The following is a 25,412-nucleotide window of genomic DNA, read 5'->3' on the forward strand; positions in this document are numbered from 1 at the left end:
TGCGTTCACCTCCTTACGGGGCTGGTCGGGACGGATGACCCGGCGGCGGTGCGCAGGGGCCCCTGCGCCTGGGACCGTCCGGGGGGCTCGAGGAACGGGAGGCCGACCGGCTCGTCGTGCAGCGCGGTGCCGAGCGCGAGCAGCACGCCGGCGCTCCCTGTGGCGAGGTCCATGGACATGCGGAGCAACTGCGCTCCGGGGAAGGCCAGCCCGCCCTGGTGGGGAAGCTCGTGCCAGGCCAGCCGGGCGATCTGCGCCGCGGCGGCCTCGGGGTCGGGGCGGGAGCCGGACGACAGGCAGGCGATCATGCCGGCCCGGCCCGCGAACAGCCCCGGCTGGACGTAGTAGCGCAGCGTCGTGACCGGCCGGATGGCGGCCAGCGACTCGGCGAAGACCTCGTCGTGCCGGTGGGCGAGGTAGCGGTCCAGCACCAGGCCGATGCCGGCCGACCCCTCGTCGAGGTAGGGGTTGGTCCGCCAGCCCTGCTGCACCTGGAGCTGGCCGTCCTCGCGGCCGACGCACCGGCGCAGGTCCTGCCGCAGTGCGGTGGCCGCGAGGTCGAGCAGCCCGGGGTCGCCGGTGCGCTCGTAGGCGTGCAGGAACATCAGGGCGGGTCCCGACGAGCCGTACATCAGCCCCGCGTGCGGGTACCTGCCGCCGCTGATCTCGGGGACGTCGTCCGGGCCTCCGAGCCGGTCGGCGACCTTCGTCACGAGGCGCGCGGCCCGCTCGCGGAACCGGGGTTCGCCGGTCCCGTCGTGCAGGTGCATCAGGGCGAGGGCGACGCCGGACAGGCCCCGGTAGAGGCTGAGGTCCAGCCCTTCCCACGACTCCCGCGCGCACCGCTCGGCCACGTCGAGCGCGTCCTCGCGGCGGCCGAGCGCGTCCAGCGCGTACGCCACGCCGTGGAGGCCGTTGTAGAAGCCGGGCCCGATGCCGGGCTTGGCGGCCTGCCTGAGCAGCCATTCCTCGTGCTCCGGAAAGCGCCCGGCCCCGGTCGCGGCCAGTGCGTACAGGACGCCCGCCGCGCCGTTGGCGAGGCTCACCCCGCCGCCGGGCTCGAACTGAACGATGTCGCCGGGGAACAGCCGGTCCTCGCGATCGGGCGTCGCCGAGGCGAGGATCGCCGTCGTCAGCGCCTCCCGCACGTCGGGCCAGCCCTCCCGCGAACGGCCCGGCCGCGGGAGCCGGCTCGGCTCCGGCGCGGACGCGTTCTGTCCGAGGATCGTCCGTACGGCGTCCTCGATCAGCGCGGGGGGCACGGGGAACGTCTCGATGACGAGCCGGCCGAGCTGGGCGGCCTTGGGCCGGTGCAGTTGCAGCAGCATGGTGGTCATTGGGGCGAACACCCCGAGATGCAGGCAGGCCAGCGCGTACTCGTCCGCCTCGACGCCGGCGAGCTCGCGCGGCGGCACGAAACCGGGGTTGGCGAGCGTGGGCCGTCTGTGCTCCTCGACCGGTGAGGAGACCTCGAAGTCGATCAGCACCACGCGCTCGTCCTCGACGAGGATGTTGAAGGGGTGCAGGTCGCCGAACACCACCCCGCGCTCGTGCAGGGCCGACAGCGCCGCCCGCACCTTGGCGAGCATCCCGACGGCCCACTCGGTGTAGTCCGCGTCCATCTCCGGGGTGCGGTCGGCCCGCGTGAGAGGGTGCTTCTGGGCGATGAGCTGGCTGAGCGAGGTGCCGTCGATGTGTTCCTGGACCAGGAAATGGTGCTCGCCGACGGTGAAGTAGTCGTGCAGGGCGGGCACGGCGTCCAGGCCGGCCAGGCGCTCCAGGATGGCGGCCTCGTGCCGCAGCCGGGTGACGGCGTCGCGTCCCTCGACGTCGAGCCCGGCGTGCGGGCGGGCCTCCTTCAGCACCACCTTCTCGCCGGTGCGCTTGTCGCGCCCGAGATACACGCCGCCGCCGTTCGAGAAGTGCAGGACGCTGTCGACCGCGTACGGCACGCCTTCGAGCGTCACCGCGTTGCGCGCGGCCAGGTGCGGTTCGAGGAACGCCGGCAGGGGCACCCAGGAGGGCAGGGAGAACGCGGGACCGCGCATGTCGGGGACGAGCGTGCCGTCGGCGTCCTCGATGGCGAGCACCCGCTCGCCGTTCTCGTCGAGGCAGTGGCGCTCGGCGAACCCGCCGTACCGGACGAACAGGGGCCCTTCGCCGTAACGCAGGTCGCTGAGGATGTACGGGCCCGCGACGCCGTCGAGGATCTCGGCGAGCTCCTTGAGGGTCAGCTCGAGCTGGGCCTCGTCCACGGGGTAGATCGTGACCAGCTTGCCGCTCGACCCGCGGAAGGCGTACTTGGAGTTCTGCATCGTCATCACGCGCCGGCCGCGCAGGAACTTGAAGGCCAGCCCGCGGGGCACGCAGTAGTCCCAGGCCGCCGCGATCACCCGCTCCGCCTCCGGCACGGAGGAGGAGATGTGGATCTTCCATCCCTGTGTGGGCAGCTTCGCGCAGGCCGGTGCGTAGTGCAGCCAGGTCTCGCCCGCGAGGTGCGCCCATCCGTCGGGCGTGGGCCGGGCGGCGATGGCGAAGTCGGGATGCTCCGCGCGCTTGGCGTCGAGGGTGTCGTAGAAGAAGGGATCTGCGAGGCAGTAAATCTCGTACTTACTAATCACCAGATGTCCCCTTAGGCCGGTCACATCAAAGAATTCCGGAAATGAAGAGAAGGGCCTAGTTACGCCCGTCAACTGCGCTATGTGAAATCCGCATATAACGAACCGTGACGCAGTCATGGGTCGATGGTGATGCCGTTGACGGCCAAATCTGGGGTTCCAGGCGAGGTATTCGGTCAAGTGACTGGTCAAAGGCGGCGGCGGCGGTAAGGGCCGCGACCGGCGGGGGAGGTGACGGGTGCGTGCAGGGGATCGGGTGATGCGCGGCCGGCGCTCGAAGCGCGGGGAGGGGCGTCGGGGCGCCTCGCCGCCCTGGCCGGGCGACCCCGGCGTGGGCCGGCCGGGATGGGCGAGGTGGTCCCCGCGGCCGGGAGTTCGCGGTCCGGGGCCATGCCGGGCCCCGGCGACGCGGGGGAACGGAAACGACCGGGCCCGGGGCGGCCTTCGCCGGTCCGGCACGACGCCGGCCGCGGTGCGGGCGGCGTCAGCGGCGGTCGCCGCCCCTGCGGGGAATCTCGGCGACGAGGCGGAACCAGCCGTCGGGGTCGAGGACCGTTCCCACCATGCCGTTGAGCGCTGCCGCCCGCTTGCGCAGGTTGCCCAGGCCGGTGCCGTCGCCGGGCGGTGCGGTGGGGTCGACGCCGTCGTTGGCGACGGTGAGTGTCGCGACGCCGCCCCGCACGACGATCTCGATCGTGCACAGGGTCGCCCTGCTGTGACGCAGGACGTTGGTCACCGCCTCCCGCACCATGATCGCGAGGACGGCGCTCACCTCGTCGCCCAGCTCGGCGTCGGCTGTTTCGATCTTGCAGTCGGTTCCGTACGCCCGGAGCACGGCGCGGGCGTTGGCCAGCTCCGAGGCGAGCGAGACGTCCCGGAAGGAGCGGGTCACGTTGCGGATGTCGGCGGACGCCTGGCGGATCGACTGCACCACGTCGGCCAGCGCCGGCCGCAGCGGGCTGTCGTCGTCCGCGAGCCGGTAGGCGAGTTCGCTGCGCAGGGTGGCCAGCCACAGGCGGCTGCTCACGAGGTCGTGCACGTCGCGGCCGAACTGCTCACGGGCTTCTGCCGCCGCCTGCCGTACGGCCTCGGCCTGCATGACGCGCAGCCGGCGCAGACGGACCGCGAGGACCAGCAACGCGGCGATCAGGAGCGTACCGAGGAGAGCGAGCAGGGCGAGCAGGGCGATGTGCGGCAAGTGGGGCAAGTAACGACCCTCCAGTCATCCTTGCCGTAACATCGGCCTCGCCATTCGGTACACACGTCAGATCATTGCATACCGATCAGGAAATATGGCCAGTCCATTCATATCAAAGTAGGTCCTATTACCAGTGTGTATAGGATCTCTGGATAGCCATAAAAACGGGCGTTCATCAACTGTGAATCCGGATGTAACAATTTCACGACGCCGTGCCCGCTTCACGACGGGAGGCGTAGGGGCTCAGGCGAGCGACCGCACCGCCGCCCCGAACACCGCGGGCAGGCGCCGCGCGGCGGGCACGATCATCCGGGCCGCGGAGGGATGCCGCCGGGCCCGCACGAGCGCGGCCGTCAGCAGCCGGGAACGCCACGACAGCCGCCGCCATGCGGTCTCGTACTCCTCGGGGCGGCCGGCCCGCAGACACCCGACCAGCGCGCGGGCCGACAGCAGCGCGAGCGAGATCCCCTCGCCGGTGAGCGCGTCCACGTAACCCGCCGCGTCGCCGACGAGCAGCACCCGCCCGGCCACCCGCCGCCGCACCCGCTGGCGCAGCGGCCCGGCCCCGCGCACGGGGGTGGCGGGCGGGCCGCCCAGCCGGGCGAGCAGGCCGGGGAACCGCGCCAGGTGCTCGTCGTACGGCCGCCGCTCGCTGCTGAGCACGGCCACGCCGACCAGGTCGTCGCCCACCGGCGTGACATACGCCTCGCCGCCGGGGGCCCAGTGCACCTCCACGAAGTCCGTCCACGGCGCGACCCGGTAGTGGCGGCGCAGGCCGTATCTGCGCGGGCCGCCGGACGGCAGGTCCAGCCCGAGCCGCGCCCGGATCGGCGAGTGCAGCCCGTCGGCCGCGACCAGCCACCGCGCGTCCAGTTCCGGCGCGTCCAGTTCCGGCCGGCGGGGTTCGGGACCGCAGAGTTCCCGCTCGTACGGTTCCGGCCCGTCCGGTTCCCGCCGGGTCGTCACGCGGGCGCGTACGCGCTCGCCGGTGGCGCGCACGGCGTCCACCCTGCCGGGCACGACGCGGACGCCGAGCTCCCGCGCGCGGAGGGCGAGCGCGGCGTGCAGGGCCGTCCGGCGCACGCCCAGCCCGGTGCCGTCGCGGAACTCCGCCTGCACCCGGTGCCGCCCGTCCACGTAACGGATGCCGCGAAACGGCCTGCCCTCCGGCACCGCCACCCCGAGATCCGCCAGGGCGGCGGCGCCGGTGGGCATCAGGCCCTCCCCGCACGCCTTGTCGACCGGGCCGGGCCGCGGTTCGATCACCACCGCCTCCATGCCGGCCAGCGCCGCGTGGATCGCGGTGGCCAGCCCGGCGGGCCCGCCGCCGGCCACCAGCACGTCGATCACGCCGCGGTCCCCGTCCCGGCGCCGGGCCCGGCGTGCGCGGGGGCGGCGGCCAGGGCGGCGTTCTCGCAGCGCAGGCGCACGGCCATGAGAGGCACGTTGAGAAGGGTGAAGGCCAGTGCGGTCAGCCAGGCGGAGTGCACGAGCGGCAGCGCCGCGCCCTCCACCGCCACGGCGACGTAGTTGGGGTGGCGCAGCCATTCGAACCGGTACGGCCCGCGGGTCACGAGCGGCATGCCGGGCACGACGATGACCTGGGTGTTCCACTGCGGGCCGAGCGTCGTGACGCACCACCAGCGCAGCGCCTGCGCGGCCAGGACCAGTCCGAGCATCGGCCAGCCCAGGCCCGGGAGGAACGGCCGGTCCGCCAGCCACACCTCGAGCAGACATCCGGCCAGCAGGCCGGTGTGCAGGGCGACCATCCAGGGATAGTGGCCCCTGCCGTACACCACGCCGCCCCGGTCGAGGCTCCAGCGGGCGTTGCGGCGCGCGACGACGAGCTCGGCGAGGCGCTCCACCGCGACGAGCGCGATGAGCAGCACGTACCAGAACGACACGGGCCAGGACGACATCCGTCCCTCTCCCTCCTCACCGGCTTCCCGCCGGCCGCTTCACCAGTTGAGCAGGACGAGTTCGGAGCAGAAGCCCGGGCCCATGGCCAGCAGCAGACCCGGCGTGCCCGGCGGCGGCCGCAGGGCGAGGGTGTCGCGCAGCACGTGCAGCACCGAGGCGGACGACAGGTTGCCGTTGGCGGCCAGCGATCCCCAGGTGAGGTCGAGCGCGCCGTCGGGAAGCGCGAGCGTCTCCGCGACGGCCTCCAGCACCTTGGGGCCGCCGGGGTGGCAGACCCAGGCGGTGACGTCGCCGGTTGTCAGGCCGTGATCGGCGAGGAATCCGTGCACGTCGTCGCCGAGGTACGCGCGGACCACGTCGGGCACCTTGGCGTCCAGCACCACCCGGAAGCCGCCGTCGCGGACGTCCCAGCCCATCACGCGTTCGGTGTCCGGGTAGAGGTGGCTGCGCGTCGCGACGACGGCGGGCCCCGCCGCACGGCCCGCTCCGGGCGGCTCGCGGTCGTCCCCGCACGCGACCACGGCGGCGGCGCCGTCCCCGAACAGCGCCCCCGCCACGAGGTTGGCCGTGGAGGTGTCGTCGCGCTGCAGCGTGAGGGAGCACAACTCGACCGAGAGCAGGACCGCCACGTGACCGGGCCAGCCGCGCAGGTAGTCGTGCAGCCGGGCGATCCCCGCCGCTCCCGCGACGCACCCGAGGCCGAACACCGGCACCCGCTTCACGTCCGGGCGCAGCCCGATGCGGTTGACCAGCCGGGCGTCCAGCGACGGCGCGGCGACGCCGGTGACCGACGTACACATGATCATGTCGACGTCCGCGGGGGTGAGGCCGGCCGCCTCCAGCGCCCTGGTGACGGCCTGCGCGCCCAGGTCGAGCGCGGCCTCGACGAACAGGTCGTTGGCCGTGCCGAAGCCGTCGAGCTTGCCGTACTGGTCGAGCGGCAGCACCAGGTTGCGGTGCTCCACCCGGGCACTCGCGTGCAACCTGTCGAGGAGCCGGCGGTCGGCGCCCGGGGGGAGACAGACCCTCGCCAGGGTGTTCGTGATCTCCGCCTGCGAATAGCGATGAGGGGGAACGACACCATGGACGGCCGCGATCCGCGTCATCTCACATCCTCAGGCTGGCGAAATCGTGACAAGTCCCTCTTGCCCGTTGGGGGGAGCTGCAAGCCTTACGGGACTGATCGTGATCCTAATCCGCGAAGTCCGGTTACGCTCGGGATCGTGACCGGCTCAGGGGCGTCACCCGAGGACACGGCGGCCGAAATCGGCCCGGGCGCCGCGGTGCCGGTTCGCGGCCCGCGTCCTGGGAACCCCACCTCTGCCGACATCACGGGCGACGAGGCGGCCGAAATCGGCCCGGGCGCCGCGGTGCCGGTTCGCGGCCCGCGTCCCGGGAACCCCACCTCTGCCGACATTACCGACATCACGGGCGACGAGGCGGCCGGACACCCCCCGATGGCCCCGGCGGCGGTCCCGACAGCGGCCCCGGTGGTGGTCCTGGCGGCGCGGACGGTGGCCGGGCTGGCCCGTGCGTGTCACCCAGGCCCGACCGCGGCGGTGACGACCCTGGTCGCGGCGCTCGTGGCGCTCGCCGGGTGGGGCCCGGCGGGGACCGCGCTCGCGGCCCTCGCCGTGCTGACCGGCCAGCTGTCCGTGGGCTGGTGCAACGACGCGGTGGACGCCGCCAGAGACGCCGCGGCGGAGCGGACCGCCAAGCCGATCGTCGCGGGACTGGTGACCGTGGGGACGGTGCGCGCCGCGGCGTTCGCCGCGCTGGCGGCCTGCGTGCCGCTCTCGCTGGCCTGCGGCGTGACGGCCGGGGCGACGCACCTGCTCGCCGTGGCCGCGGCCTGGGCCTACAACCTGTGGCTCAAGGGCACGGCCGCCTCGTGGGTGCCGTACGCCGCAGGGTTCGGCGCCGTGCCGGTGTTCGTGGCGGCCGGGATGCCGGGCCGTGCCCTGTCCGTCTCACTGTCCGCCTCCTCGCCCGCCCCGCTGCCGGCCCCGCTTCCGGCATGGTGGGCCGTGCTCGCCGCCGGGCTGCTCGGCTGCGCGGCGCATCTCGCCGACGTGCTTCCCGACATCGAGACGGACGTCGCCGCGGGGGTGCGGGGCTGGCCGCAGCGCCTCGGCCCCGCCCGGGTGCGGGTTCTCCTGCCGCTGCCGTTGCTGGCCGCGTCCGCGCTGCTGGTGGTGGCGCCTCCGGGACCGGCCCGCGCGGGCGGATGGCTCGCGCTCGCCGGGGTGGCCGTGTGCGCCGCGGCCGGCCTGCTGCTCGGCCGGCGCGTGCCCGCGGCGCCCTTCGTCGCCGCCGTCGGCGCCGCCGGGATCGACGTCCTGCTGCTCGCGGTCACGCCGGGCGCCTTCACCGCCTGAGCCGCCGCCTGATCCGCGACCCGAGCCGCCACTTGAGCCGCGGCCCGAGGTGGCCTGAGCCGTAACCTGATCCGCGGCCTGAGCCGGCGTCGCGGCCAGGCCGCGCCGGCGGTCATTCGCGCCGCAGGAACAGTCCGAGTCCCACGGCCGCGATCGGCACCAGGCAGAGGATCGTGAAGACGCCCTGCGGGCCGTACGTCTCCGCCGCGACGCCGAGCACCGGCGCGGCGAGCCCTCCGACGCTCACGGCGAGCCCGAGTGTGACCCCGGCGGCGGTGCCCGGCCGGTTCGGCAGGTAGTCCTGGCCCAGCTTCACCAGCACGGCGAAGGGGATGTTGATCGCGATGCCCGCCAGCAGGGCGAACAGCAGCGGCAGGTAGGGCCCCGGCAGCAGGCGCAGCCCGGCGAGCGCGGGGATGGCCAGCAGGCCCCCGATCTGCACGGTCCGCACGAGCCCGATCCGGTCGGCGAGCCGCCCCCCGAGCAGGGTGCCCGCCACCCCGCCGACCAGGAAGGAGGCCAGCGCCCCGCCCGCGAGGCCGCGTGCGGCGTGCAGGTGCCTGATCCAGAACAGTTCGATGAAGGTGAGCACGCCGAAGAACGTCACCGACCTGACGATCTCGATGCCGGTGAGGACCAGGAACGGCGCCCACCTGTCGGTGCCGGCGCGCGTGCCCGCCGTCGCCGTCCGGGCCGAGGGCCGCTTCCTGAGCAGCACGAACGCGATGAGCAGGGCCGGCGGGATGAACAGCGCCGTCGCGCCGACGCCCATCGCGATGAGGGCGGGCGTGGCCAGCACCGGCGCGAGGAAGAAGCCGACGCTGCCGCCCGCCGCGAAGACGCTCATGGCCGCGGCGCTGTCACCCGCCGTCTCCCTGGCTCCCTTGCCCGCCGCCGGATGGAACATGGCCACCCCGAGACCGGACAGCAGGACGAGGGTCCAGACCGCGGCGTACGGCTCCACGAGTCCGGACAGCCCGAGGCCGAGCCCGGCCAGCGCGACGCCCGCGGCGGCCAGCCAGCCCAGGCGGAAACGGTCGACCGCCAGGCCGATGAACGGCTGCGGGATCGAACTGCCCAACGCCGCGGCCAGCGTCAGTCCGGAGGCCGCCACGTAGCCGTAGTGCCGGTCGAGCACGAAATAGGGCACGCAGGCCGGCACCAGTCCCTGGTAGAGGTCGTCGACGGCGTGCGCGGCGGCCCACAGCCACATGCGCCGCCACGGGGACGTCGCCCGCGCCGCCGGCGCCCGTACGGATGTCTGTGTCACTGATCGTCTCCTTGAGAGGCTCCATCGAGCATCGCGGAGGACCGCGGCGGCGAACTATCGATACTCTGCCGAGTCATGTCGGCAACCCGCCATCCGCGTAGCGGCGGCCCGTCCCGCGTGCCGCTGGCCCACCGCCAGCGCATCGACTGGCACGACCACGCCGCGCATCAGCTCATTCACCCGCACCGCGGGGTGCTGCGGATCTCGACCCCGGTCGGGGACTGGGTGGTGCCGCCGCATCGGGGCGTGTGGATACCGGCCGGGGTGGCGCACGCGCACGAGGCGTACGGGCCGACCGAGATGCGGGCGCTGGTCTTCGACCCCCCGGTCAACCCGCTGCGACTGGACCGGCCCACGGTCCTGGCGATCACACCGCTGCTGCGGGAGGTGGTGGTCGCCCTGACCGGCGACGACGACCTGACGGCGGAGCAGCGGGCCAACCTCGAACGCGTCCTGCTCGACCAGCTCCGCAAGGTCGAGGCGCTGCCGCTGTGCCTGCCCGCGCCGTCCGATCCCCGGCTGCGCGACGTGGCCGCGATCCTGGAGGCGGATCCTGCGGACGGCCGGACCCTCGCCGAGCTGGGCGCGGCGGTGGGCGCCTCGGAACGCACACTCAGCAGGCTCTTCCGCGCCGAGACCGGCATGAGCTTCCCGCAGTGGCGCACCCAACTGCGGCTGCACCGCGCGCTCATCCTGCTGGCCGGCGGCCGGTCGGTGACCTCGACGGCCGCCGCCTGCGGCTACAGCGGGCCCAGCGCGTTCATCCAGGCGTTCAGGCACGCCTTCGGCACGACCCCGCACGCCTACGTGCGGTCCTGAGGCGGACGGCCACGACCGGGTGAGCACCACGTATCCGGCCTCCCGGAACACCACCCGGTAGCCCTGCTCGCGCAGCGCCTCGACCCGGGCGATCTGCCGGCGGACCGAGTCGAAGGGAAAGGTCCTGACCCCCACGTCGGCGGCGACCCACGGCGCCCCCCGCGGCGTGCGGTCCCACAGCAGGGTCCGCGTACGCGGCGACAGGGCCGGAGCGAGGGAGCCTGCCGCCTCGACCAGCACGCCGTCCGGGACGGCCGCCACGGCTCGCTCCGCGGCGCGGGTCCGGACGGTCTGCGCGTAGAAGGAGGGCGTGAACAGCGCGCCGAACGAGAAGAACGGCACCAGCGCGAGCGCGGCGCCGAGCACCAGCAGCGCCCATCCCCGCACGAGCCTTCCTGGCCGGCCGGGAAAGCGGGCGGCCGCCCGCAGCGCTCCGTCGACACCGGCGGCGAAGATTACCGCGACGACGAAGGCCGTGTAGTGGTATCGCGGCGTCCACCAGTTCGGGTACGTGCTCGCGAGCATGCGTTCCAGCAGCGGCGGCAGCAGAGCGAGGCCCAACGGGGACAGCACGGCGGTGAACAGCACGGGAGTGAGCGTCAGCACGAGCGTGCGCGGCTTCAGCGGCGGGTCGGCGAGCAGCGCGACGACGTCGCCGGGCCGCGTGACGGCGTGCACCACGGCGCGGGGGAGGTCGGGGCCGAGCGTCCAGTACGCCCAGTAGTAGCCGGCCCTGCCGCCGAAGTGCGGGATGAGGACGCGCGTCGCCACCAGGGTCGCGGCGACGCCGCCGGCGACGAGCAGCGCGCCGAGCCTCCGGCCGCGGCGGCGGGTGAGGAGATACAGCCCGAACCCGGCCAGCAGCAGGCCCATGTCCTCCTTGACCAGGAGAAGGGCCGTCCCCGCGAGGACCGCCGCCCGTTCGCGCCCGGCCTGGCACCGCTCCAGCACGACCGCCGTGAGCAGCGGCGCGAACGCCACCTCGTGGAAGTCGAAGGCCACGGCCTCGGTGATCGGCCACGACAGGGCGTAGGCGGCCGCGACGGGATAGGCGACGCGACGGCCGTCCGTGACCGGCGAGGAGGCCGGCGAGGAGGAGCGGAAGGAGGCCCGTGAGGAGGCCCGTGAGGAGGCGCGGAAGGCGTACGCCCACACGAACGGGATCGACAGCGCGAGCAGGACGGCCTGCGCGACGAGCAGCGTGGCGGGCCCGTCGTGGATCCAGTACAGCGGCGCCAGCAGCGCCAGCGCCGGGGACCAGTGGTCGCCGAGCACGCAGAACCCCGGTCCGAACCCGTTGTGCACGCCCTTCAGCATCGAGACCGGCGCCTGGAAGCGCGCGTACGAGCGGATCGCCTGATCGAATATCACCAGGTCGTACGCGCCGGCCCGGAACCGGGCGAGCGTCATGAGGGAGTACAACGCGTAGAGCGCCGCGGCCGCGGCGGTGAGGGCCGCGACGCAGGCGACGTCCCCACGGGTGGGTTTCCCGGTGGAGGGGGCGCCGCCGAACTGGTCCCGGCGCCGCGCCCGGCACCATCGTGCGGCCATCCCTGCGACTGCTCGCGCGATCCCCGCCATCCGTCCCGTTCGCTTCCGCCCGCTCCCTGCGGCAGCCTAGCGGCGCCGCACGGCGCGGCCCGGAACCGCCACGTGAGCGGCGGGCGTTCCCTCCGGCCCGGAGCGGCCGGGATGCGCGAGCGGATCATCCCGCCCCTGTCTGCGGCAGACTATGCGTCATGCTCCACGGCCGCGAAGCGGAACAGGCCGAGATCGACCGGCTGCTGACCGATCGCACCGGTGTGATGATCCTCCGCGGCGAGGCGGGGATCGGGAAGACCGCGCTGCTGGAGTACGCGGCCTCCGCCGCGCACGGCCGCGTCCTGCGGGTGAGCGGGGTCGAGTCGGAGGCGGAACTGCCGTTCGCGGCTCTGCACCTGCTGCTGCGTCCGATGCTCGACCGCCTCGCGGCGCTGCCGGACCAGCAGGCGGACGCCCTGACGAGCGCCCTGGGGCTGGGCCGGGCGGCGCCCGGTGACCGCTTCCTCGTCCGGCTCGCCACGTTGAGCCTGCTGACCGAGCTGGCGGCCGACCAGCCGCTGGTCTGCCTGGTCGACGACGCCCAGTGGCTGGACCAGGAGTCGGCGGACGCGTTGCTGTTCACGGCCCGCCGCCTGCATGCCGAGCCGATCGCGCTGATCTTCGCGGCGCGCGACGACGGGACGTCGTTCCCCGCCCCCGGACAGCCGGAGCTGTGGCTGACCGGGCTGGCGAGGCGACCGGCCGCGCGCCTGCTCGCCGAGCGGGCCGGAGAGCTCCCGCCGGCCGTACGCGAGCTGATCGTGAACGAGGCGCAGGGCAACCCCCTGGCGCTGCTGGAGCTTCCCCGCACGCTCACCGCCGAGCAACGGGCCGGAGCCATCGGGCCGCCGGTTTTCTCCCTCGGCGGCGCCGAGCCGGTCTCCGGCCGGGTGCTGGCGGGCTTCCGCGCCGCGATCCTGGAGCTTCCCGCCGCGACCCGGTCATGTCTGCTGGTGGCGGCCCTTGACGACAGCGGCGACATCGACACGCTCAACCGCGCCCTGCACGGCATGGGCGTCTCGCTCACCGACTTCGCGCCCGCGGAACGCGCGGGGCTGGTCGGGGTCACCCCCACGGGTGTGGCCTTCCGCCACCCTCTGGTGCGTACGGCGACTCGGCTCGCGGCGGACGTGGCACAGCGCGTCGCCGCGCACCACGCCCTGGCCGGGGCAACTGACGAGGACCGCCGTGCCTGGCACCTGGCGGCGGTGGCCACCGGGCCCGACGAGCGGGTGGCGGGGGAACTGGAGGAGGCCGCGATCCGCGCCGCGAGGCGCAGCGGCCAGGCGGCGGCGTCGGCGGCGTACGAGCGGGCGGCGCGGCTTTCCGCCGATCCGCGGGCCGCGGCGCGCCGCTGGGCCGCCGCCGCGGCGGCCGCCCTGGACGCCGGCCTGCGGCGGCGCGCCGAGGAGCTCACCCGCAGGGTCTGTCCCGCGGCCGACCCCGCGGTGGCGGCCGAGCTGGCGAGGGTGCGGGCCACGCTGGCCTTCGAGGCGGGCCGGCCGCTGGAGGCGATCCGGCTGTCCCTCGACGGCGTCGAGGCCCTGGCCCCGGTCGACCCCGAGGCGGTGCTGCCGATGGCGAGCATGGCCAGCGTCTACATCTGGAGCAGCACTCCCCATCCCGACCAGCTCGGCCTGGCCCGCCGTATCGCGGACCTGACTCCGCTCGTCGAGGGCCCCCTGAGCGTGCTCAAAGAGTTCAGCATGGACGTGGTCCACCTGCTCGAGGGCGATGACACGGCCGTCTTCGGCATGCCGTACTCCAGGCTGGGGCATCGGGCGGCGCTCCCGTTCGAGCTGCGCGCCATAAGGACCTACCTCGGCTTCGTCCACGGCCGGCAGCGCATGATGCTGGAGGACGCGAACGGCCTGGTCGCCGAATGCCGTCAGACCGGGCGGGTCGGCCGCCTCCCGCAGGCCATGCTGCTCCAGGCCGTGGCGCAGATCCTCAACGGGCGCCACCGCGCCGCGCGGGCCGGCGTGAGCGAAGGCCTGCAGATCGCGGCGGACAACGACCAGCCGTACTGGGACAACTACCTCACCGGCGTCTCCGCCTGGCTCGCGGCGGTGGCCGGGGCGGAGGAGGAGTGCCGCCGGCTGATGGCGCGGGCATGTGCGGCCGAGACGTGGATGACCGGCGCCACCTGGGCCACGTACGCGGCCATCATGCTGGACCTGGGGGCGGCCCGCTACACGTCGGTGCTCGAGCGCATGGACGAGCGCATGAGCGGGCCCGGCCGGCACGCCTTCATCTGGCGGTACGCCTATCCCGACTACGTCGAGGCGGCCGTCCGGGTGGGCACCCCCGATCGGGCACGTGACGCGCTCGAGCGCTTCGCCACGTGGGCGCGTGCCATCGGGCAGCCGTGGGCGCTCGCCGTGCTGGAGCGCTGCCATGCGCTGGTGACCGGCGACGAGGCGGCGTACGAGCGGGCGCTGGCCCTGCACCGCGAGGCCGACCACCCCTTCGAGCAGGCCCGCACGGAGCTGCTGTACGGCGAATGGCTGCGCCGTCACCAGCGCCGCGCCGAGGCCCGCATCCGGCTGAACGCCGCCATGGAGACCTTCGTCCGCCTCGGCGCGGCCCCGTGGTCCGCCCGCGCGGCGGCGGAGCTGCGTGCCACCGGCGTCTCGCCGTCCCCCCGCGACCACGGCCGCGACCCGCTGGCCACGCTCACCCCGCAGGAGCTCCATGTGGTGCGGCTGGCGGCGGGCGGCGCGTCGAACCGGGAGATCGGCGCGCAGCTCTTCCTGAGCCCGCGTACGGTCGCCTATCACCTGTACAAGGCGTTTCCCAAGCTGGGCATCAGCTCGCGTGCCGAACTCGCCAGGTTCGTGATGACCTAAGCGGACCCCGCCGACGTGCCCGGCATTACCGTCACATGACGGAGGCGGCGCGGGCGCGTCCGTTCCTAGCCTCGGCGGCATGAGCATTCCCACCTATTCACTGGCGGAGCGGGACCGCCGCTGGGCACTCGCCCGCGGCATCATGGAAGCCGAGGGCGTGCAGGCGCTCATCGCGTACGGCGAGCACGAGTGCGTGGATCTCGCCCCCTTCGCCCCGGACGCCTACTTCACCAACGACCGGCCCGGCGCGATCGTCGTCTTCTGCGGCGACGCCGATCCCGTGGAGCTGACCTGGTCGACGCTTCCCGTCGCCGACCACATCCAGGCGAGCAGACGCGGCGAGGAGCTGTGGATCCCTCCGGAGCGCGTCCGGGTGGCCAAGCACGCGGCGGGCGTCGCGGAGGTCCTCAGGGAACACCGCCTGGAGGCGGCGTCCGTCGGGGTGCTGGGGCTGGACCCCTACCCGCCGTTCCACATCAACCCGATCATGCCGTACGGGCTGTGGTCCCAGGTGCTGGCCGAGCTGCCGGAAGTGACCTTCAAACCCGTCGGGTTGAGCTTCCTGCTCGCCACGGTGCGGCAGTCCGAGGAGGAGCTCGCCGTTATCAGGTATTCGGCCGAGACGGGCGACGTCATGGCCGAGGCCATGCGGAGGGCCGCCCGGCCGGGGGTGAGCGAGGCGGAGATCTACGCGGCGGGGATGGCGGCGGCGTTCCGGCGCGGTCTGGCCGCCCCGGGCATGCTGCTGTCGTCCGGACCGGGCTTCGTCTCATGGGGGCCGCCCGCCTGGTCCTACCGGCCCCAGGCGCCGCGCGTCGTCGAGGAGGGCGACGTCGTCATGGCCGAGGTGTTCTGCCGCTTCGGGATGAAGGAGACCCAGCACCAGGTGGCCATCGCCGTGGGCGAGCCGCACCCGGACATCGAGACCGGCGCGAAGGTGGCCCGGGCCAGCTACGACGCCGGCCTGGCCGCGGCCCGTCCCGGCGCCACCTTCGGCGACCTGGTGGAGGCCATGGAGGGTCCGCTGCGCGACGCCGGCGCGTGGAACGTCCACCCGCTGGTGCACCTGCTCAACCCGATGGGGCCCGTCGGAGGCTTCGGCGCCGGCCTGCGCAGGCTGCCCGAGGCGGCGCGGTACGGCCGGCTGTTCGACCTGCCGACCATGGGCGGCCGGCTTCCCCTGATGCCCGGGATGACTTTCGCCTTCGAGCCCAACGCGGTCGTCGGCGAACGCCTGGCCAATCTCGGCGGCACCGTCGTCATCGGCGAGGACGGCCCCGTCGAGCTCAACCCCTTCACCGCCCAGCTGCTGAGGAGCGAGGGATGAACGCCACGAGCCGCATTCCGGAACGCGAGCTGGCCGAGCGGCCGAGCGGATACTCGGGGCCGAACCTGTCGCCCTCGGGCCTGCGGCTGGTCCCGCACGCCCTCGCGGACGGCGTCCACGCGCTGATGGCGACCATCCCTCCCAAGGACAACAACGGGCTCGTCGTCGGCCGGGACGCCGCCCTGGTCGTGGACGCGGGAATCACCCCGGAGGTGTCCGACCGGATCCAGGGGCTGGCCGCCGAGCTGACCGACCGGCCGTTGCGGTACCTCGTCAACACGACCTACCACGGTGATCACACCTTCGGGAACATGGCGTTCCCCGCCGCGACCGTCATCGTGTCGTCGCGGCACAACAAGGAGAACATGGCCGACCTCGCCTACGAGAAGCGGGTCAGGTCGGGCAACATGTACGGCGACGAGGCGCTCTTCGACGCGGTGACCCGATGGCGCACCCCGGACCTCGTGTTCGACGCCTTCGCCGAGATCGACCTGGGCGGGCGAAGTGTGCAGCTGTGGCATTTCGGCCCGGGGAACGGGCCCGGCGACACGGTGGTGTACGTGCCCGACGCCCGCGTGGCGTGGACGGGTAACCTCCTGTGCCACGCCGGCATCGCCCACATGCTGTTGCAGGGCGGCCCCGAGCCGTACGTCGGCACCCTGCGCCGGATGAAGGAGGCGCTTCCGGATCTGGTGACCATCGTGCCGGGTCACGGACCCTCCGGAGACGGCCACGCGGCCATCGACGCGCTGATCGCCTACCTCGAGCGGCTGCACGAGGAAGTCCTCCACGCCGTGGAGGCGGGCCGTACGGTGGAGGAGACCATGACGGCGTGCACCGACCCGTGGGCGGAGGGTCTGGACCCGGCGCTGTCCGCTGCGCTCGCGTGGTACCGGATCCCGCGGGACGTCGCCCGGCGCGGCATGCTCGACCTGTGCCGGAATCTGCACCGCCTCAACATCTTGGCCACTCACCGCCTCTACGCCCGTCCCTGAACCGGGCCCCGAGTGACGGGGCGTCCACGTCCGGCCGCGTGCCCGGCCTGCCTCGCTCCGGGGCGCCGGACCGGGTCAGCGCAGGACGGAGAACCAGCGGCCGGCCTCGGTCCACACCTCCGTCCGGCGGAAGCCGGCGCTCCGGGCCAGCGGGACGATGCCGGACACCCCGACCCGCGCCCAGGCGAACCATCCGGTGACCCTGCCCTCCCTGCGCAGCCTGACCCGCAGCGCGCGGGTCGCGGTGCCGGGCGGATCGAGCTCGGCGACGACCTCGCCGCCGGGCCGCAGCAGGTCGCGGACCCGCCGCAGCAGGGCGTCGGGGTCGCCGCCGATGCCGATGTTGCCGTCGGCGAGCAGCACGGTGCCCCAGCGGCCCGCGCCGGGCACGTGGCCGAACACGTCGCGGCACAGGGCCCGCCCGCCCGCCAGGCGGGTCAGCCGGACGGCCCGGGGGGCGACGTCGATGCCGAGCGCCCGCACCCCGCGCCTCGTCAGCGCCACGGTCAGCCGCCCCGGCCCCGAGCCCACGTCGAGTGTGGGGTCGGCGCAGCGGGCGAGCATCGCCTCGTCCCCCTCGGCGCCGTCGAGCCAGCGCCACGACTCCAGCGGTCGTGTCGTGCCGTCGGCCGACTCGACCTCGACCAGGGCGCCGTCGAGCGCCTCCGCGTACAGCGCCCCCGGATGCAGGGCCTTGGCATGCGGCACCTTCGGACGCGGCGGTTCCGCACGCGGCGCCTCCGGGAGCAGGGGGCTGATCACGCGGGGACGTCCGCGCCGAGGGCCGCGAGCGTCGCCGCGAACCGGGAGGAAGGGACCAGCGCGGCCACCGCGCGCGCGTCGGCGGCGGTGTCCACGTCGGTCAGCTCGGGCAGCAGGGCGGCTCGCACGCCCGCGGAGCGGATCCGCTCCATCAGCAGGGGCCCGGTGTCGGGCCGGGACATCGGCAGCCCGGCCAGCAGGGCGGGGTCGGGCCTGCGCTGCCCGAGCAGCCAGAACCCGCCGTCGGAGGCCGGGCCTACCACGACCTCGTGCCCGTGCAGCAGCCGTCCCGCCTCGGCCAGCAGAGCGGGGGTGACCTGCGGGGTGTCCATACCGACCAGCACGGCCGGGACGGGCAGGGCCGCCCAGGCGTCGGCGAAGGCGGCGGCCAGCCGTGCCGCCAGGCCGTCCCCCCGCTGCGCCACCACGTCGTACCCCGCGGGCAGCCACGGCCCCGGCTCGCCGAGCAGGGCGAGCACCCGGCGCGCGGCGGGAGCGGCCGTGACGGCCGCCAGCGTGTCGCGCAGCGCCGCCTCGGCGAGCGCGGCGGCCTCCCGCGCGGTGTACGGCGGCGTGAGCCTGGTCTTGACCACCCCCGGCACGGGCGCCTTGGCGATGACGACGATCTGCGTCGCGTCCCGGGTGATGTCCGGCGTCACGCCGCCCGCCACATGTCGCGGACCGTCCGCACGGTGCCGCGGACCGTCCCCGTCACCTTCGAACGGCCCACCCGTGGCAGGTAGTCGACCTCGACCTCGCCGATTCGCCAGCCCGCCTCGCTCGCCCGCAGCACCATCTCCAGCGGATAGCCGAACCGCCGGTCCCGCAGCCCCAGGGCGAGCAACGCCGTACGGCGGGCCGCCCGCATCGGGCCGAGATCGTGCAGCGGGGCGCCGGTGCGGCGGCGCAGCCGCCAGGCGAGCACCCGGTTGCCCAGCCGGGCGTGCGCCGGCCACGCCGATGCGGTGACGGGCCTGCGGCGGCCCAGCACGAGGTCGGCGGCGCCGCTCACCACCCCCTCCGCGACGTACGGCACCTGCCGGGGGTCGAGGGACGCGTCGGCGTCCATGAAACACACGACGGGGGCGGTCGCGGCCTCCAGGCCCGCGTGACAGGCGGCGCCGAAGCCCGGCCGCGGCTCGGTCACCACGAGCGCGCCGTGCCGGGCGGCCACCTCGGCCGACCCGTCGGTGGACCCGTTGTCCACCACGACGGCGCGGCAGCCGTCCGGCATGCGGCCGAGCACCCAGGGCAGCGCCGCCGCCTCGTCGAGGCAGGGAAGCACCACATCGATCTGCATGCCGCAGAAGTTAGGGCCGCAGGGACCGCGCAGTTCTTACGAAGTGACTACGCCTGCGGCCCGCCCGCCGGGACCGGGGCGAACGCGGGGCGAGTTCTTACGAAGTGACTACGGGGCGGGGAGAGGGACCCCGCCGGGCCTAACGTGTGGGCCGTGATCACACGACGGCGTGCGACGGCGGCCTGGGCGGCGCTCGTGGCGGGCGCGTTCGCGGTGGGCGGGCTGCTGCACGCCCGCGGGGTGCTGCGCATCGACCATCTCCCGCCGCTGCACGCGCTGGCGCGGCTGCCCACGGCCGCGCTGCTTCCGGCGGCGGCCTTCGCCGTGGTCGCGGTGCCGGTGCTGCCCCGGCTGACCGCGCACCTGCCGATGCGCGCCGCACTGGCGGCGGCCTTCGCCGCGTCGCTCGCCTGGACGGTCCTGCTGGCCGTGTCGGGGGAGGGGCTGGCGTGGCCGTTCACCCACCCGCAGGAGTACCTGGCCGGGCTCGGGGCCGTGGGCGGCGACCCCCTCGGCTGGCTGGCTCACTTCACCCGCGACCTGCCGGCCTACCCCACGCACGTACGCGGCCATCCGCCGCTGCCGGTGCTGGTGCTGTGGGCACTGGCCGCCGTGGGCCTGCCGGGACCGTTCTGGGCCGCCGTCCTCGTGGTCGTGACGGGGTGCTCGGCCACGGTCGCGATCGGGCTGGCCGTGTGGCGGGTCGCGGGGGAGGAGGCGGCCAGGCGCGCGCTGCCGTACCTCGCCCTGAGCCCGGCGGCGGTGTGGATCGCCACGACCATGGACGCGTTCTTCGCGGGTGTGGCGGCGTGGGGGACGGCGCTGCTGGTGCTCGGCGCGCAGAGCCGGGCGGGCCGGGTGGCGCTCGGCCTCGGCGCCGGACTGGCCCTGGGCGCGCTGCCCTACCTCAGCTACGGCCTCGTGCCGTATCTGCTCGTTCCCTTCGTCGCGGCGGTCGCGGTGGGAGTGCCGCGGGCGGCCGTGGCCGCCTGCCTGGCCGGGATGGCCGCGGTGAGCGCGTTGTTCGCCGCCGGGGGGTTCTGGTGGCCGGCCGGTGTGCTCGCCACCCACGCCGAATGGGCGGCCGACCCCGGCGCGGACCGGCCGTATCTGTACTTCCTGGCCGCCAACCTGGCCGTGCTCGCCCTGGTCACCGGTCCCGCCACCGCCGCCGGGCTCGTGGCGCCGGGGCGGGCCGGGGAGCGGATCCTGCCGCTGGCGGCGCTGGCGGCGGTGCTCGCCCTCGACGTCAGCGGCGTCACCAGGGGCGAGGTGGAGCGGATCTGGCTGCCGTACGCGCTCTGGATCGCCGCGGCGGGAGGGCGGACGGGGGGAGACCGCCGCCTGCTCGCCGCGCAGGCGGTGCTCGGCCTGCTGCTGCAGGGGTTCGTGAGATCTCCCTGGTGATTCAGCCGGCCGTCGCCAAAGGGGCGTGGGCGAACTCGCGCATGCCGTCGGCGAAGCGGATCCGCGCCCGGAAACCCAGCTCGGCGGCGGCGCGGTCCGGGGAGGCCACGATGTGCCGCACGTCGCCGAGCCGGTAGCGGCCGGTGACCTCGGGGGCCGGACCGCCCCGCGCCGCGCTGAGCGCGTCCGCCAGGTCGCCGATCGTGCGGGGCTCACCACTGGCCACGTTGTACGCCCGGAGCCGCCCGGGCGGGGCGGACTCCAGTGCGCCGAGCGCGGCGAGGTTGGCCGCCGCGACGTCCCCGACGTGGACGAAGTCCCTGCGCTGGCCGCCGTCCTCGAACACCGCCGGCGCCCGCCCGGCCTCCAGCGCGGACCGGAAGATCGCGGCCACCCCCGAGTAGGGGGTGTCGCGCGGCATGCCGGGCCCGTACACGTTGTGGTAGCGCAGGGCGACCGCCGCGCCGCCGGTCTCGCGGGCCCAGCCGGCCGCAAGGTGCTCCTGGGCGAGCTTGCTCGTGGCGTACGCGTTGCGCGGATCGGGCGGGACGTCCTCGTCGACGGTCCCCGGCGCCAGCGGGGCGCCGCAGCGCGGGCACGCCGGCTCGAACCGGCCCGCGGCCAGGTCCGCCTCGTCCCGGGGGCCGGGGCGCGCGCGGCCGTGCTCGGCGCAGTCGTAGACGCCCTCGCCGTAGATCACCATCGACGACGCCAGCACCAGCCGGGCGACCCCGTGCCGCGCCATGGCGGCGAGCAGCACCGCGGTCCCGAGCGCGTTGACCGACACGTACGCCGGCAGGTCGGACACGTCGACGCCGAGGCCGACCTTGGCCGCCTGGTGCACGACGGCGTCGACTCCGGCGAGCGCGCGGCCGACGGCGTCCTCGTCCCGCACGTCGCCTTCCGTGACGCCCGCGCCGCCGCGCAGGTCGAATCCCCGCACCTCGTGCCCGGCGTCCCGCAGCAGATCGGCGACGCGGCTCCCGATGAAACCGGCCGCGCCGGTGACCAAGATTTTCATTGCGCCACGGTAGCGACGGCCCGGCTCGCTGAAAATTTCAAGTTCCTTACGCGATGACCGGCGGAGACAGGGGCGATCCTTTGACGGGGAGGCACGGCCGACCGATGATCCGGGCACATCGTCGGCGGATCTTCGTCTTCGGAAGAGGTGGAACCGTGCCCAGACTGTCATGGCCGGCCGCGTGGGCCGCGGCGGGCGCCGTCGCGGCCGCCCTGCTGGCGGTCAACATCGCCGCGCCGCCCGTGCTCGCGGGCGGCGCGGCCGGATTACGGGTTGTCAAGGCGATGACCACGGTCTCGCCGTCGCCGTCGCCGTCGCCGTCGCCGGGGTCGGATGTGACGCCGCCGACGGCGCCGGGCGACCTGCGGGCGTGCCCGCCGCCCCCGCCCCCGAGCGGGAGCTTCCAGGGTGTGGTCGGCCTGTGCTGGACGGCGTCCTCCGACACCGTCGGGGTCGCCCGGTACGACGTGTACCTTCTCACCGCCAACGGGTTCGTCCCGGTGACCTCCACCACCCGCACGACGGCCGTCGCCACCGGGCTGGTCCACGGCCGGACCTACACGTTCTACGTCGTCGCCAGGGACGCCGCCGGAAACGCCAGTCAGCCCTCGGCGCTGCTCAGCACGCCCGCGGTCTCCGGCGCGAACGCGACGCCGACCCCTGCCACGGGCGACACCACGCCGCCGACCAGGCCGGCCGGGACGCAGGCCGACTGCCTGCCCGACTTCAACGGAACGTCGTTCTGCTGGACGCCGTCCACCGACGACGTCGGCGTCGCGGGCTACGACGTCTACCGGCGCGTCGGCACCGGCTGGACGCGGGCCGGCAGGGATCTGCCCGGCACGGCGCGGTCCTTCACCGAGGCCGGCTACAGCTCCATCCCCGGTCAGCAGTACACGTACTTCACCGCCGGTCAGTCGTACGTCTACTTCGTCGTGGCCAAGGACGCCGCGGGCAACGTCAGCCTGCCGTCCGACCTGGTGACGGCCACGGTGCCGGCCGACTACCCCACGCACTCGGCGTCACCGGCGACGTGCAGGGTCGACTACGGCACCTGGACGTGGCCCGGCGGCTTCGCGGCCACCGCGAAGATCACCAACATCGGCTCCGCCGACATCGACGGGTGGGAGCTGCGCTTCGCCTTCCCCGAGCAGGGACAGGAGCTCACCAGCGGCTATTCGGCGACGTGGTCCCAGTCGGGCAGGGACGTCAAGGCCGTGAACGCGGACTGGAACTCGAGGATCAAGCCCGGCGCAACCGTGCAGATCGGGTTCAACGGCACCTACGCGGGCGCCAATCCCGATCCCCGGAGCTTCACCCTCAACCTTCGCAACTGCGTGGTGAGCTGATCCCCGCCGCCGTACGGCCGGCCTCCGCCCGGGGCGGGCCGTACGGCGGAACCCGTTTCTCCGGGACGGACGCGGGCAGTCAGGACGTATGCCGCTGCTCGACACCACGCTGCTCCTGCTGCTCGAGGGCTACGCCTGGCTGCCGGCCCGCTGGCGGGAGACCCAGGGGGAGATGGTCCACACCCGGCTGATGGGCCGGCGCGCCGTCGTGCTGCGCGGGCCGGACGCCGTCCGCTTCTTCTACGACGACAACCACATCCAGCGCGCTCCGGCGCTGCCCGAGCCGATCAAGAGCACCTTGTTCGGCCACGGCGCCGTGCACACGCTCGACCAGGCCGCGCACCGGGCGCGCAAGGGCATGTTCATGTCGCTCATGACCCCGCAGAGCGTCGCCGCTCTGGTGGGCGAGACCACCGCGGCGTGGGACGCGGCGGTGGCGACCTGGCCGCACAGGGCACACGTCGTGCTCTTCGACGAGGCCGCCCGCGTCATCACGCGAGGGGCGTGCCGATGGGCGGGCATCCCGCTCACCGAGGAGGAGACCGGGCCCCTCGCCGACGACCTCGTCGCGCTGGTCGACGGCTTCGGGTCGCCCGGCCCGCGGCACTGGCGGGCCCGCGCCGCGCGCAGGCGCCGCGAGGCATGGCTGGCGGGACTGGTCGAGGACGTGCGGCGCGGCGCCCTGCGGGTGCCGGACGCCTCGGCGCTCGCCGTGGCCGCCCGCCACCGGGAGCCCGGCGGAGAGATGCTCGCGCCCCGGATCGCGGCGGTCGAACTGCTCAACCTGGTGCGCCCCACCGTGGCCGTGAGCTGGTTCCTCGCGTTCGCCGCGCACGCGCTGCACTGCTGGCCGGTCAACCGCGTCCGCCTGCGCGAGGACACGGACGGCACGTACGCCGAGGCGTTCGCGCACGAGGTGCGGCGCTTCTACCCCTTCGCGCCGTTCGTGGCGGGCACGGCCGTCAAGGACCTCACCTGGGAGGATGAGCCGATCCTGGCGGACTGGCTCGTGCTGCTCGACATCTGGGGCCAGAACCACGACCCGGCCCTGTGGCCGAACCCGTGCGCGTTCGACCCCCGCCGCTTCGCCGGGCGGGAGATCGGCCCGTACGACCTGATCCCGCAGGGCGGGGGCGACCCGGCGACCGGCCACCGGTGCCCGGGCGAGCCGGTCGCCGCAGGCCTGCTGGAGGCCCTCGTGCCACGGCTGGCCCGGCTGGACTACACCGTGCCGGAGCAGGACCTCACCGTCTCGCCGTACCGGATCCCGGCCCGGGTGGCGAGCGGATTCGTCCTGCGTCCGGCCGGCGCGGCCGTGCCCCGGGAGACGGTGGGGGCGGAACGGCCGCGCCCGGCGGCTCATCCCTTGTAGTTGAACACCTGGCGCAGCGTGTGCCGGACCTCCACGAGGTCCTTCTGGTCCGCCATCACCCGGTCGATGGGCTTGTACGCCTCGGGGTGCTCGTCCACCAGGGCGGCGGCCCGGTCGGAGTTCCAGGTCCGGCCGCGCATCGCCTCCTTGAGCGACGCCGCCGACAGCTCACGCTTGGCCCGGCTCCTGGACATCCTGCGCCCCGCGCCGTGCGAGCAGGAGTTGTACGACAGCGGGTTGCCCCGCCCGCGCACGATGTAGGACCGGGTGCCCATCGAGCCCGGGATGACGCCCTCGTCTCCGGTGTCCGCCTTGATCGCGCCCTTGCGAGTGATCCACAGCTCCTTGCCCTGATGGGTCTCCATCTGGGTGAAATTGTGGTGGCAATTGATGGTCCGGACCCGGGCGCCGGTCCCGACGACGCGGAACAGCGCCTCGCTCAGCACCTTGTCCATCCGCGCCCGCGACCCCATCGCGTACCGCTGCGCCCACAGCATGTCCTCGATGTACGCGGTGAACTCCGCGGTGCCCTGGGTGAAGTAGGCGAGGTCGTAGTCCTCCATCCCGATCCCCAGGTCGCGCATGAGCCGCTTCGCACCGTTGATGTGCGCGGTGGCGAGCTGGTTGCCGATCCCGCGCGAGCCCGAGTGCAGCACGGTCCAGACCCGGTCGCGCTCGTCGAGGCAGACCTCCACGAAGTGGTTGCCCGAGCCGAGGGTCCCGAACTGGCAGGCCACCGTGTTCTCCTGCTTGGGGGTGAGCGAGGTGTGCGGCCGGCCCAGCTCGGCGAGCGCCCGGTCCACCGCGCGGTCGTCGTGCCCCTTGCCCACGCCCGCCGGGATGCGCCGCTCCACCAGCCGCATCAGCGGGTCGAGCGAGTCGGGCAGGTCGGCGGCGGTGAGCGTGGTCTCGGTCGCGACCATGCCGCAGCCGATGTCCACGCCGACGGCGGACGGGATGATCGCGCCCTCGGTGGGGATGACGGAGCCGACCGTCGCGCCGATGCCGACGTGCGCGTCCGGCATGAGCGCGACGTGGCCGGGCACGAACGGCAGGCGCGCCGCGCGGGCGGCCTGGTCGATCGTTCCCTCGTCGATCTCGCTCGCCCAGGACAGCAGCTTCGGGGCGATGTGCTTCGGCATCGTGGATCTCCTCCTCGGTCGAGATCCACTGTGCCGGGGAGGCGGGTGCGATCCCAACCGAATTATTCGCGCGCGAAAGTCGTTTGCCGCCCTACCCGCCCGCC

19 protein-coding genes and 1 pseudogene are annotated in these 25,412 nt (G+C 74.3%); 8 read left to right on the top strand and 12 right to left on the bottom strand.

All coding sequences use genetic code 11. The annotated features are described in order from the left end of the window. Positions 1–5 precede the first annotated feature (5 nt). The 5 genes from lanKC to AB0O28_RS17490 all read right to left on the bottom strand — a co-directional run bounded on the left by lanKC (position 6) and on the right by AB0O28_RS17490 (position 6,842). Positions 6–2,621: a class III lanthionine synthetase LanKC gene (gene lanKC, locus AB0O28_RS17470; protein ID WP_363641188.1), complete on the bottom strand. Its 2,616-nt coding sequence runs from the start codon at positions 2,619–2,621 to the stop codon at positions 6–8. Between the two features lie 481 nt (positions 2,622–3,102). Beyond that, positions 3,103–3,825 (bottom strand): histidine kinase, encoded by a 723-nt coding sequence (locus tag AB0O28_RS17475; RefSeq protein WP_363641190.1) that lies wholly within the window; start codon positions 3,823–3,825, stop codon positions 3,103–3,105. Positions 3,826–4,059: 234 nt separating this feature from the next. Continuing rightward, entirely contained in the window at positions 4,060–5,166 is a 1,107-nt protein-coding gene (locus AB0O28_RS17480; protein ID WP_363641192.1) for an NAD(P)/FAD-dependent oxidoreductase, read from the bottom strand. Next, positions 5,163–5,735, bottom strand: coding sequence for an isoprenylcysteine carboxyl methyltransferase family protein (locus AB0O28_RS17485; protein WP_363641194.1), 573 nt, complete (start codon positions 5,733–5,735; stop codon positions 5,163–5,165). Before AB0O28_RS17485 ends, AB0O28_RS17480 begins: the two co-directional genes overlap by 4 nt. Positions 5,736–5,774: 39 nt before the next feature. Beyond that, the gene (locus tag AB0O28_RS17490) at positions 5,775–6,842 is read right to left on the bottom strand and encodes a 3-oxoacyl-[acyl-carrier-protein] synthase III C-terminal domain-containing protein (protein ID WP_363641196.1); all 1,068 of its coding nucleotides are present in this window, start codon (positions 6,840–6,842) and stop codon (positions 5,775–5,777) included. A 117-nt stretch (positions 6,843–6,959) separates the two neighbouring features. On the opposite strand from AB0O28_RS17490, the gene AB0O28_RS17495 reads away from it, so the two are divergent. Further along, on the top strand, positions 6,960–8,114 hold the full coding sequence (locus AB0O28_RS17495; protein ID WP_363641198.1) for a UbiA family prenyltransferase: 1,155 nt from the start codon (positions 6,960–6,962) through the stop codon (positions 8,112–8,114). 112 nt (positions 8,115–8,226) lie between these two features. Here the strand turns inward: AB0O28_RS17495 and AB0O28_RS17500 are convergent, their stop codons facing one another. Continuing rightward, the gene (locus AB0O28_RS17500; RefSeq protein WP_363641200.1) at positions 8,227–9,384 is read right to left on the bottom strand and encodes an MFS transporter; all 1,158 of its coding nucleotides are present in this window, start codon (positions 9,382–9,384) and stop codon (positions 8,227–8,229) included. 300 nt (positions 9,385–9,684) lie between these two features. Here AB0O28_RS17500 and AB0O28_RS17505 point away from each other — a divergent pair, with 300 nt between their 5' ends. After that, on the top strand, positions 9,685–10,203 hold the full coding sequence (locus AB0O28_RS17505; protein WP_363641436.1) for an AraC family transcriptional regulator: 519 nt from the start codon (positions 9,685–9,687) through the stop codon (positions 10,201–10,203). Between the two features lie 39 nt (positions 10,204–10,242). Here AB0O28_RS17505 and AB0O28_RS17510 read toward each other — a convergent pair. Further along, positions 10,243–11,784: pseudogene (locus AB0O28_RS17510) on the bottom strand (DUF2079 domain-containing protein); the annotation flags it as partial. 158 nt (positions 11,785–11,942) lie between these two features. Here AB0O28_RS17510 and AB0O28_RS17515 point away from each other — a divergent pair. The 3 genes from AB0O28_RS17515 to AB0O28_RS17525 all read left to right on the top strand — a co-directional run bounded on the left by AB0O28_RS17515 (position 11,943) and on the right by AB0O28_RS17525 (position 16,955). Further along, on the top strand, positions 11,943–14,633 hold the full coding sequence (locus AB0O28_RS17515; RefSeq protein WP_363641202.1) for an AAA family ATPase: 2,691 nt from the start codon (positions 11,943–11,945) through the stop codon (positions 14,631–14,633). A 79-nt stretch (positions 14,634–14,712) separates the two neighbouring features. After that, positions 14,713–15,960 (top strand): M24 family metallopeptidase, encoded by a 1,248-nt coding sequence (locus AB0O28_RS17520; RefSeq protein ID WP_363641204.1) that lies wholly within the window; start codon positions 14,713–14,715, stop codon positions 15,958–15,960. Further along, positions 15,957–16,955 carry an MBL fold metallo-hydrolase gene (locus tag AB0O28_RS17525; RefSeq protein ID WP_363641206.1) on the top strand — a complete coding sequence of 333 codons (999 nt, stop codon included), beginning with the start codon at positions 15,957–15,959 and terminating at the stop codon, positions 16,953–16,955. The genes AB0O28_RS17520 and AB0O28_RS17525 overlap by 4 nt, the downstream gene beginning before the upstream one ends. A gap of 75 nt (positions 16,956–17,030) precedes the next feature. Here the strand turns inward: AB0O28_RS17525 and AB0O28_RS17530 are convergent, their stop codons facing one another. From AB0O28_RS17530 to AB0O28_RS17540, 3 genes are read right to left on the bottom strand one after another with little or no spacing between them, the layout of a single operon-like run. Beyond that, positions 17,031–17,717 carry a methyltransferase domain-containing protein gene (locus AB0O28_RS17530; protein WP_363641208.1) on the bottom strand — a complete coding sequence of 229 codons (687 nt, stop codon included), beginning with the start codon at positions 17,715–17,717 and terminating at the stop codon, positions 17,031–17,033. Then, positions 17,714–18,376, bottom strand: coding sequence for a TIGR04282 family arsenosugar biosynthesis glycosyltransferase (locus AB0O28_RS17535; RefSeq protein ID WP_363641209.1), 663 nt, complete (start codon positions 18,374–18,376; stop codon positions 17,714–17,716). Before AB0O28_RS17535 ends, AB0O28_RS17530 begins: the two co-directional genes overlap by 4 nt. Further along, positions 18,373–19,017, bottom strand: a complete 645-nt coding sequence (locus AB0O28_RS17540; RefSeq protein ID WP_363641211.1) for a glycosyltransferase family 2 protein — start codon at positions 19,015–19,017, stop codon at positions 18,373–18,375. Before AB0O28_RS17540 ends, AB0O28_RS17535 begins: the two co-directional genes overlap by 4 nt. 153 nt (positions 19,018–19,170) lie before the next feature. Between AB0O28_RS17540 and AB0O28_RS17545 the strand changes: the two genes are divergently transcribed. Next, a complete protein-coding gene (locus tag AB0O28_RS17545) occupies positions 19,171–20,424 on the top strand; it encodes a hypothetical protein (protein WP_363641213.1) in 1,254 nt (417 codons plus the stop codon). 1 nt (position 20,425) lies between these two features. Here the strand turns inward: AB0O28_RS17545 and AB0O28_RS17550 are convergent, their stop codons facing one another. Then, positions 20,426–21,445 (bottom strand): NAD-dependent epimerase/dehydratase family protein, encoded by a 1,020-nt coding sequence (locus tag AB0O28_RS17550; protein ID WP_363641215.1) that lies wholly within the window; start codon positions 21,443–21,445, stop codon positions 20,426–20,428. 155 nt (positions 21,446–21,600) lie between these two features. Between AB0O28_RS17550 and AB0O28_RS17555 the strand changes: the two genes are divergently transcribed. Together AB0O28_RS17555 and AB0O28_RS17560 are read left to right on the top strand one after the other, a co-directional pair. Then, a complete protein-coding gene (locus AB0O28_RS17555) occupies positions 21,601–22,794 on the top strand; it encodes a cellulose binding domain-containing protein (RefSeq protein WP_363641217.1) in 1,194 nt (397 codons plus the stop codon). Positions 22,795–22,882: 88 nt separating this feature from the next. After that, positions 22,883–24,166 (top strand): cytochrome P450, encoded by a 1,284-nt coding sequence (locus tag AB0O28_RS17560; protein WP_363641219.1) that lies wholly within the window; start codon positions 22,883–22,885, stop codon positions 24,164–24,166. On the opposite strand, the gene AB0O28_RS17565 is transcribed toward AB0O28_RS17560, so the two are convergent. After that, a complete protein-coding gene (locus AB0O28_RS17565; protein WP_363641221.1) occupies positions 24,154–25,308 on the bottom strand; it encodes an RtcB family protein in 1,155 nt (384 codons plus the stop codon). The two genes, AB0O28_RS17560 and AB0O28_RS17565, sit on opposite strands and share 13 nt — an antisense overlap. Between the last annotated feature and the right edge of the window lie 104 nt (positions 25,309–25,412).

Origin of the sequence: Microbispora sp. NPDC088329 (genome assembly GCF_040685655.1) — a bacterium.
In the GTDB taxonomy this organism is placed as follows: domain Bacteria; phylum Actinomycetota; class Actinomycetes; order Streptosporangiales; family Streptosporangiaceae; genus Microbispora.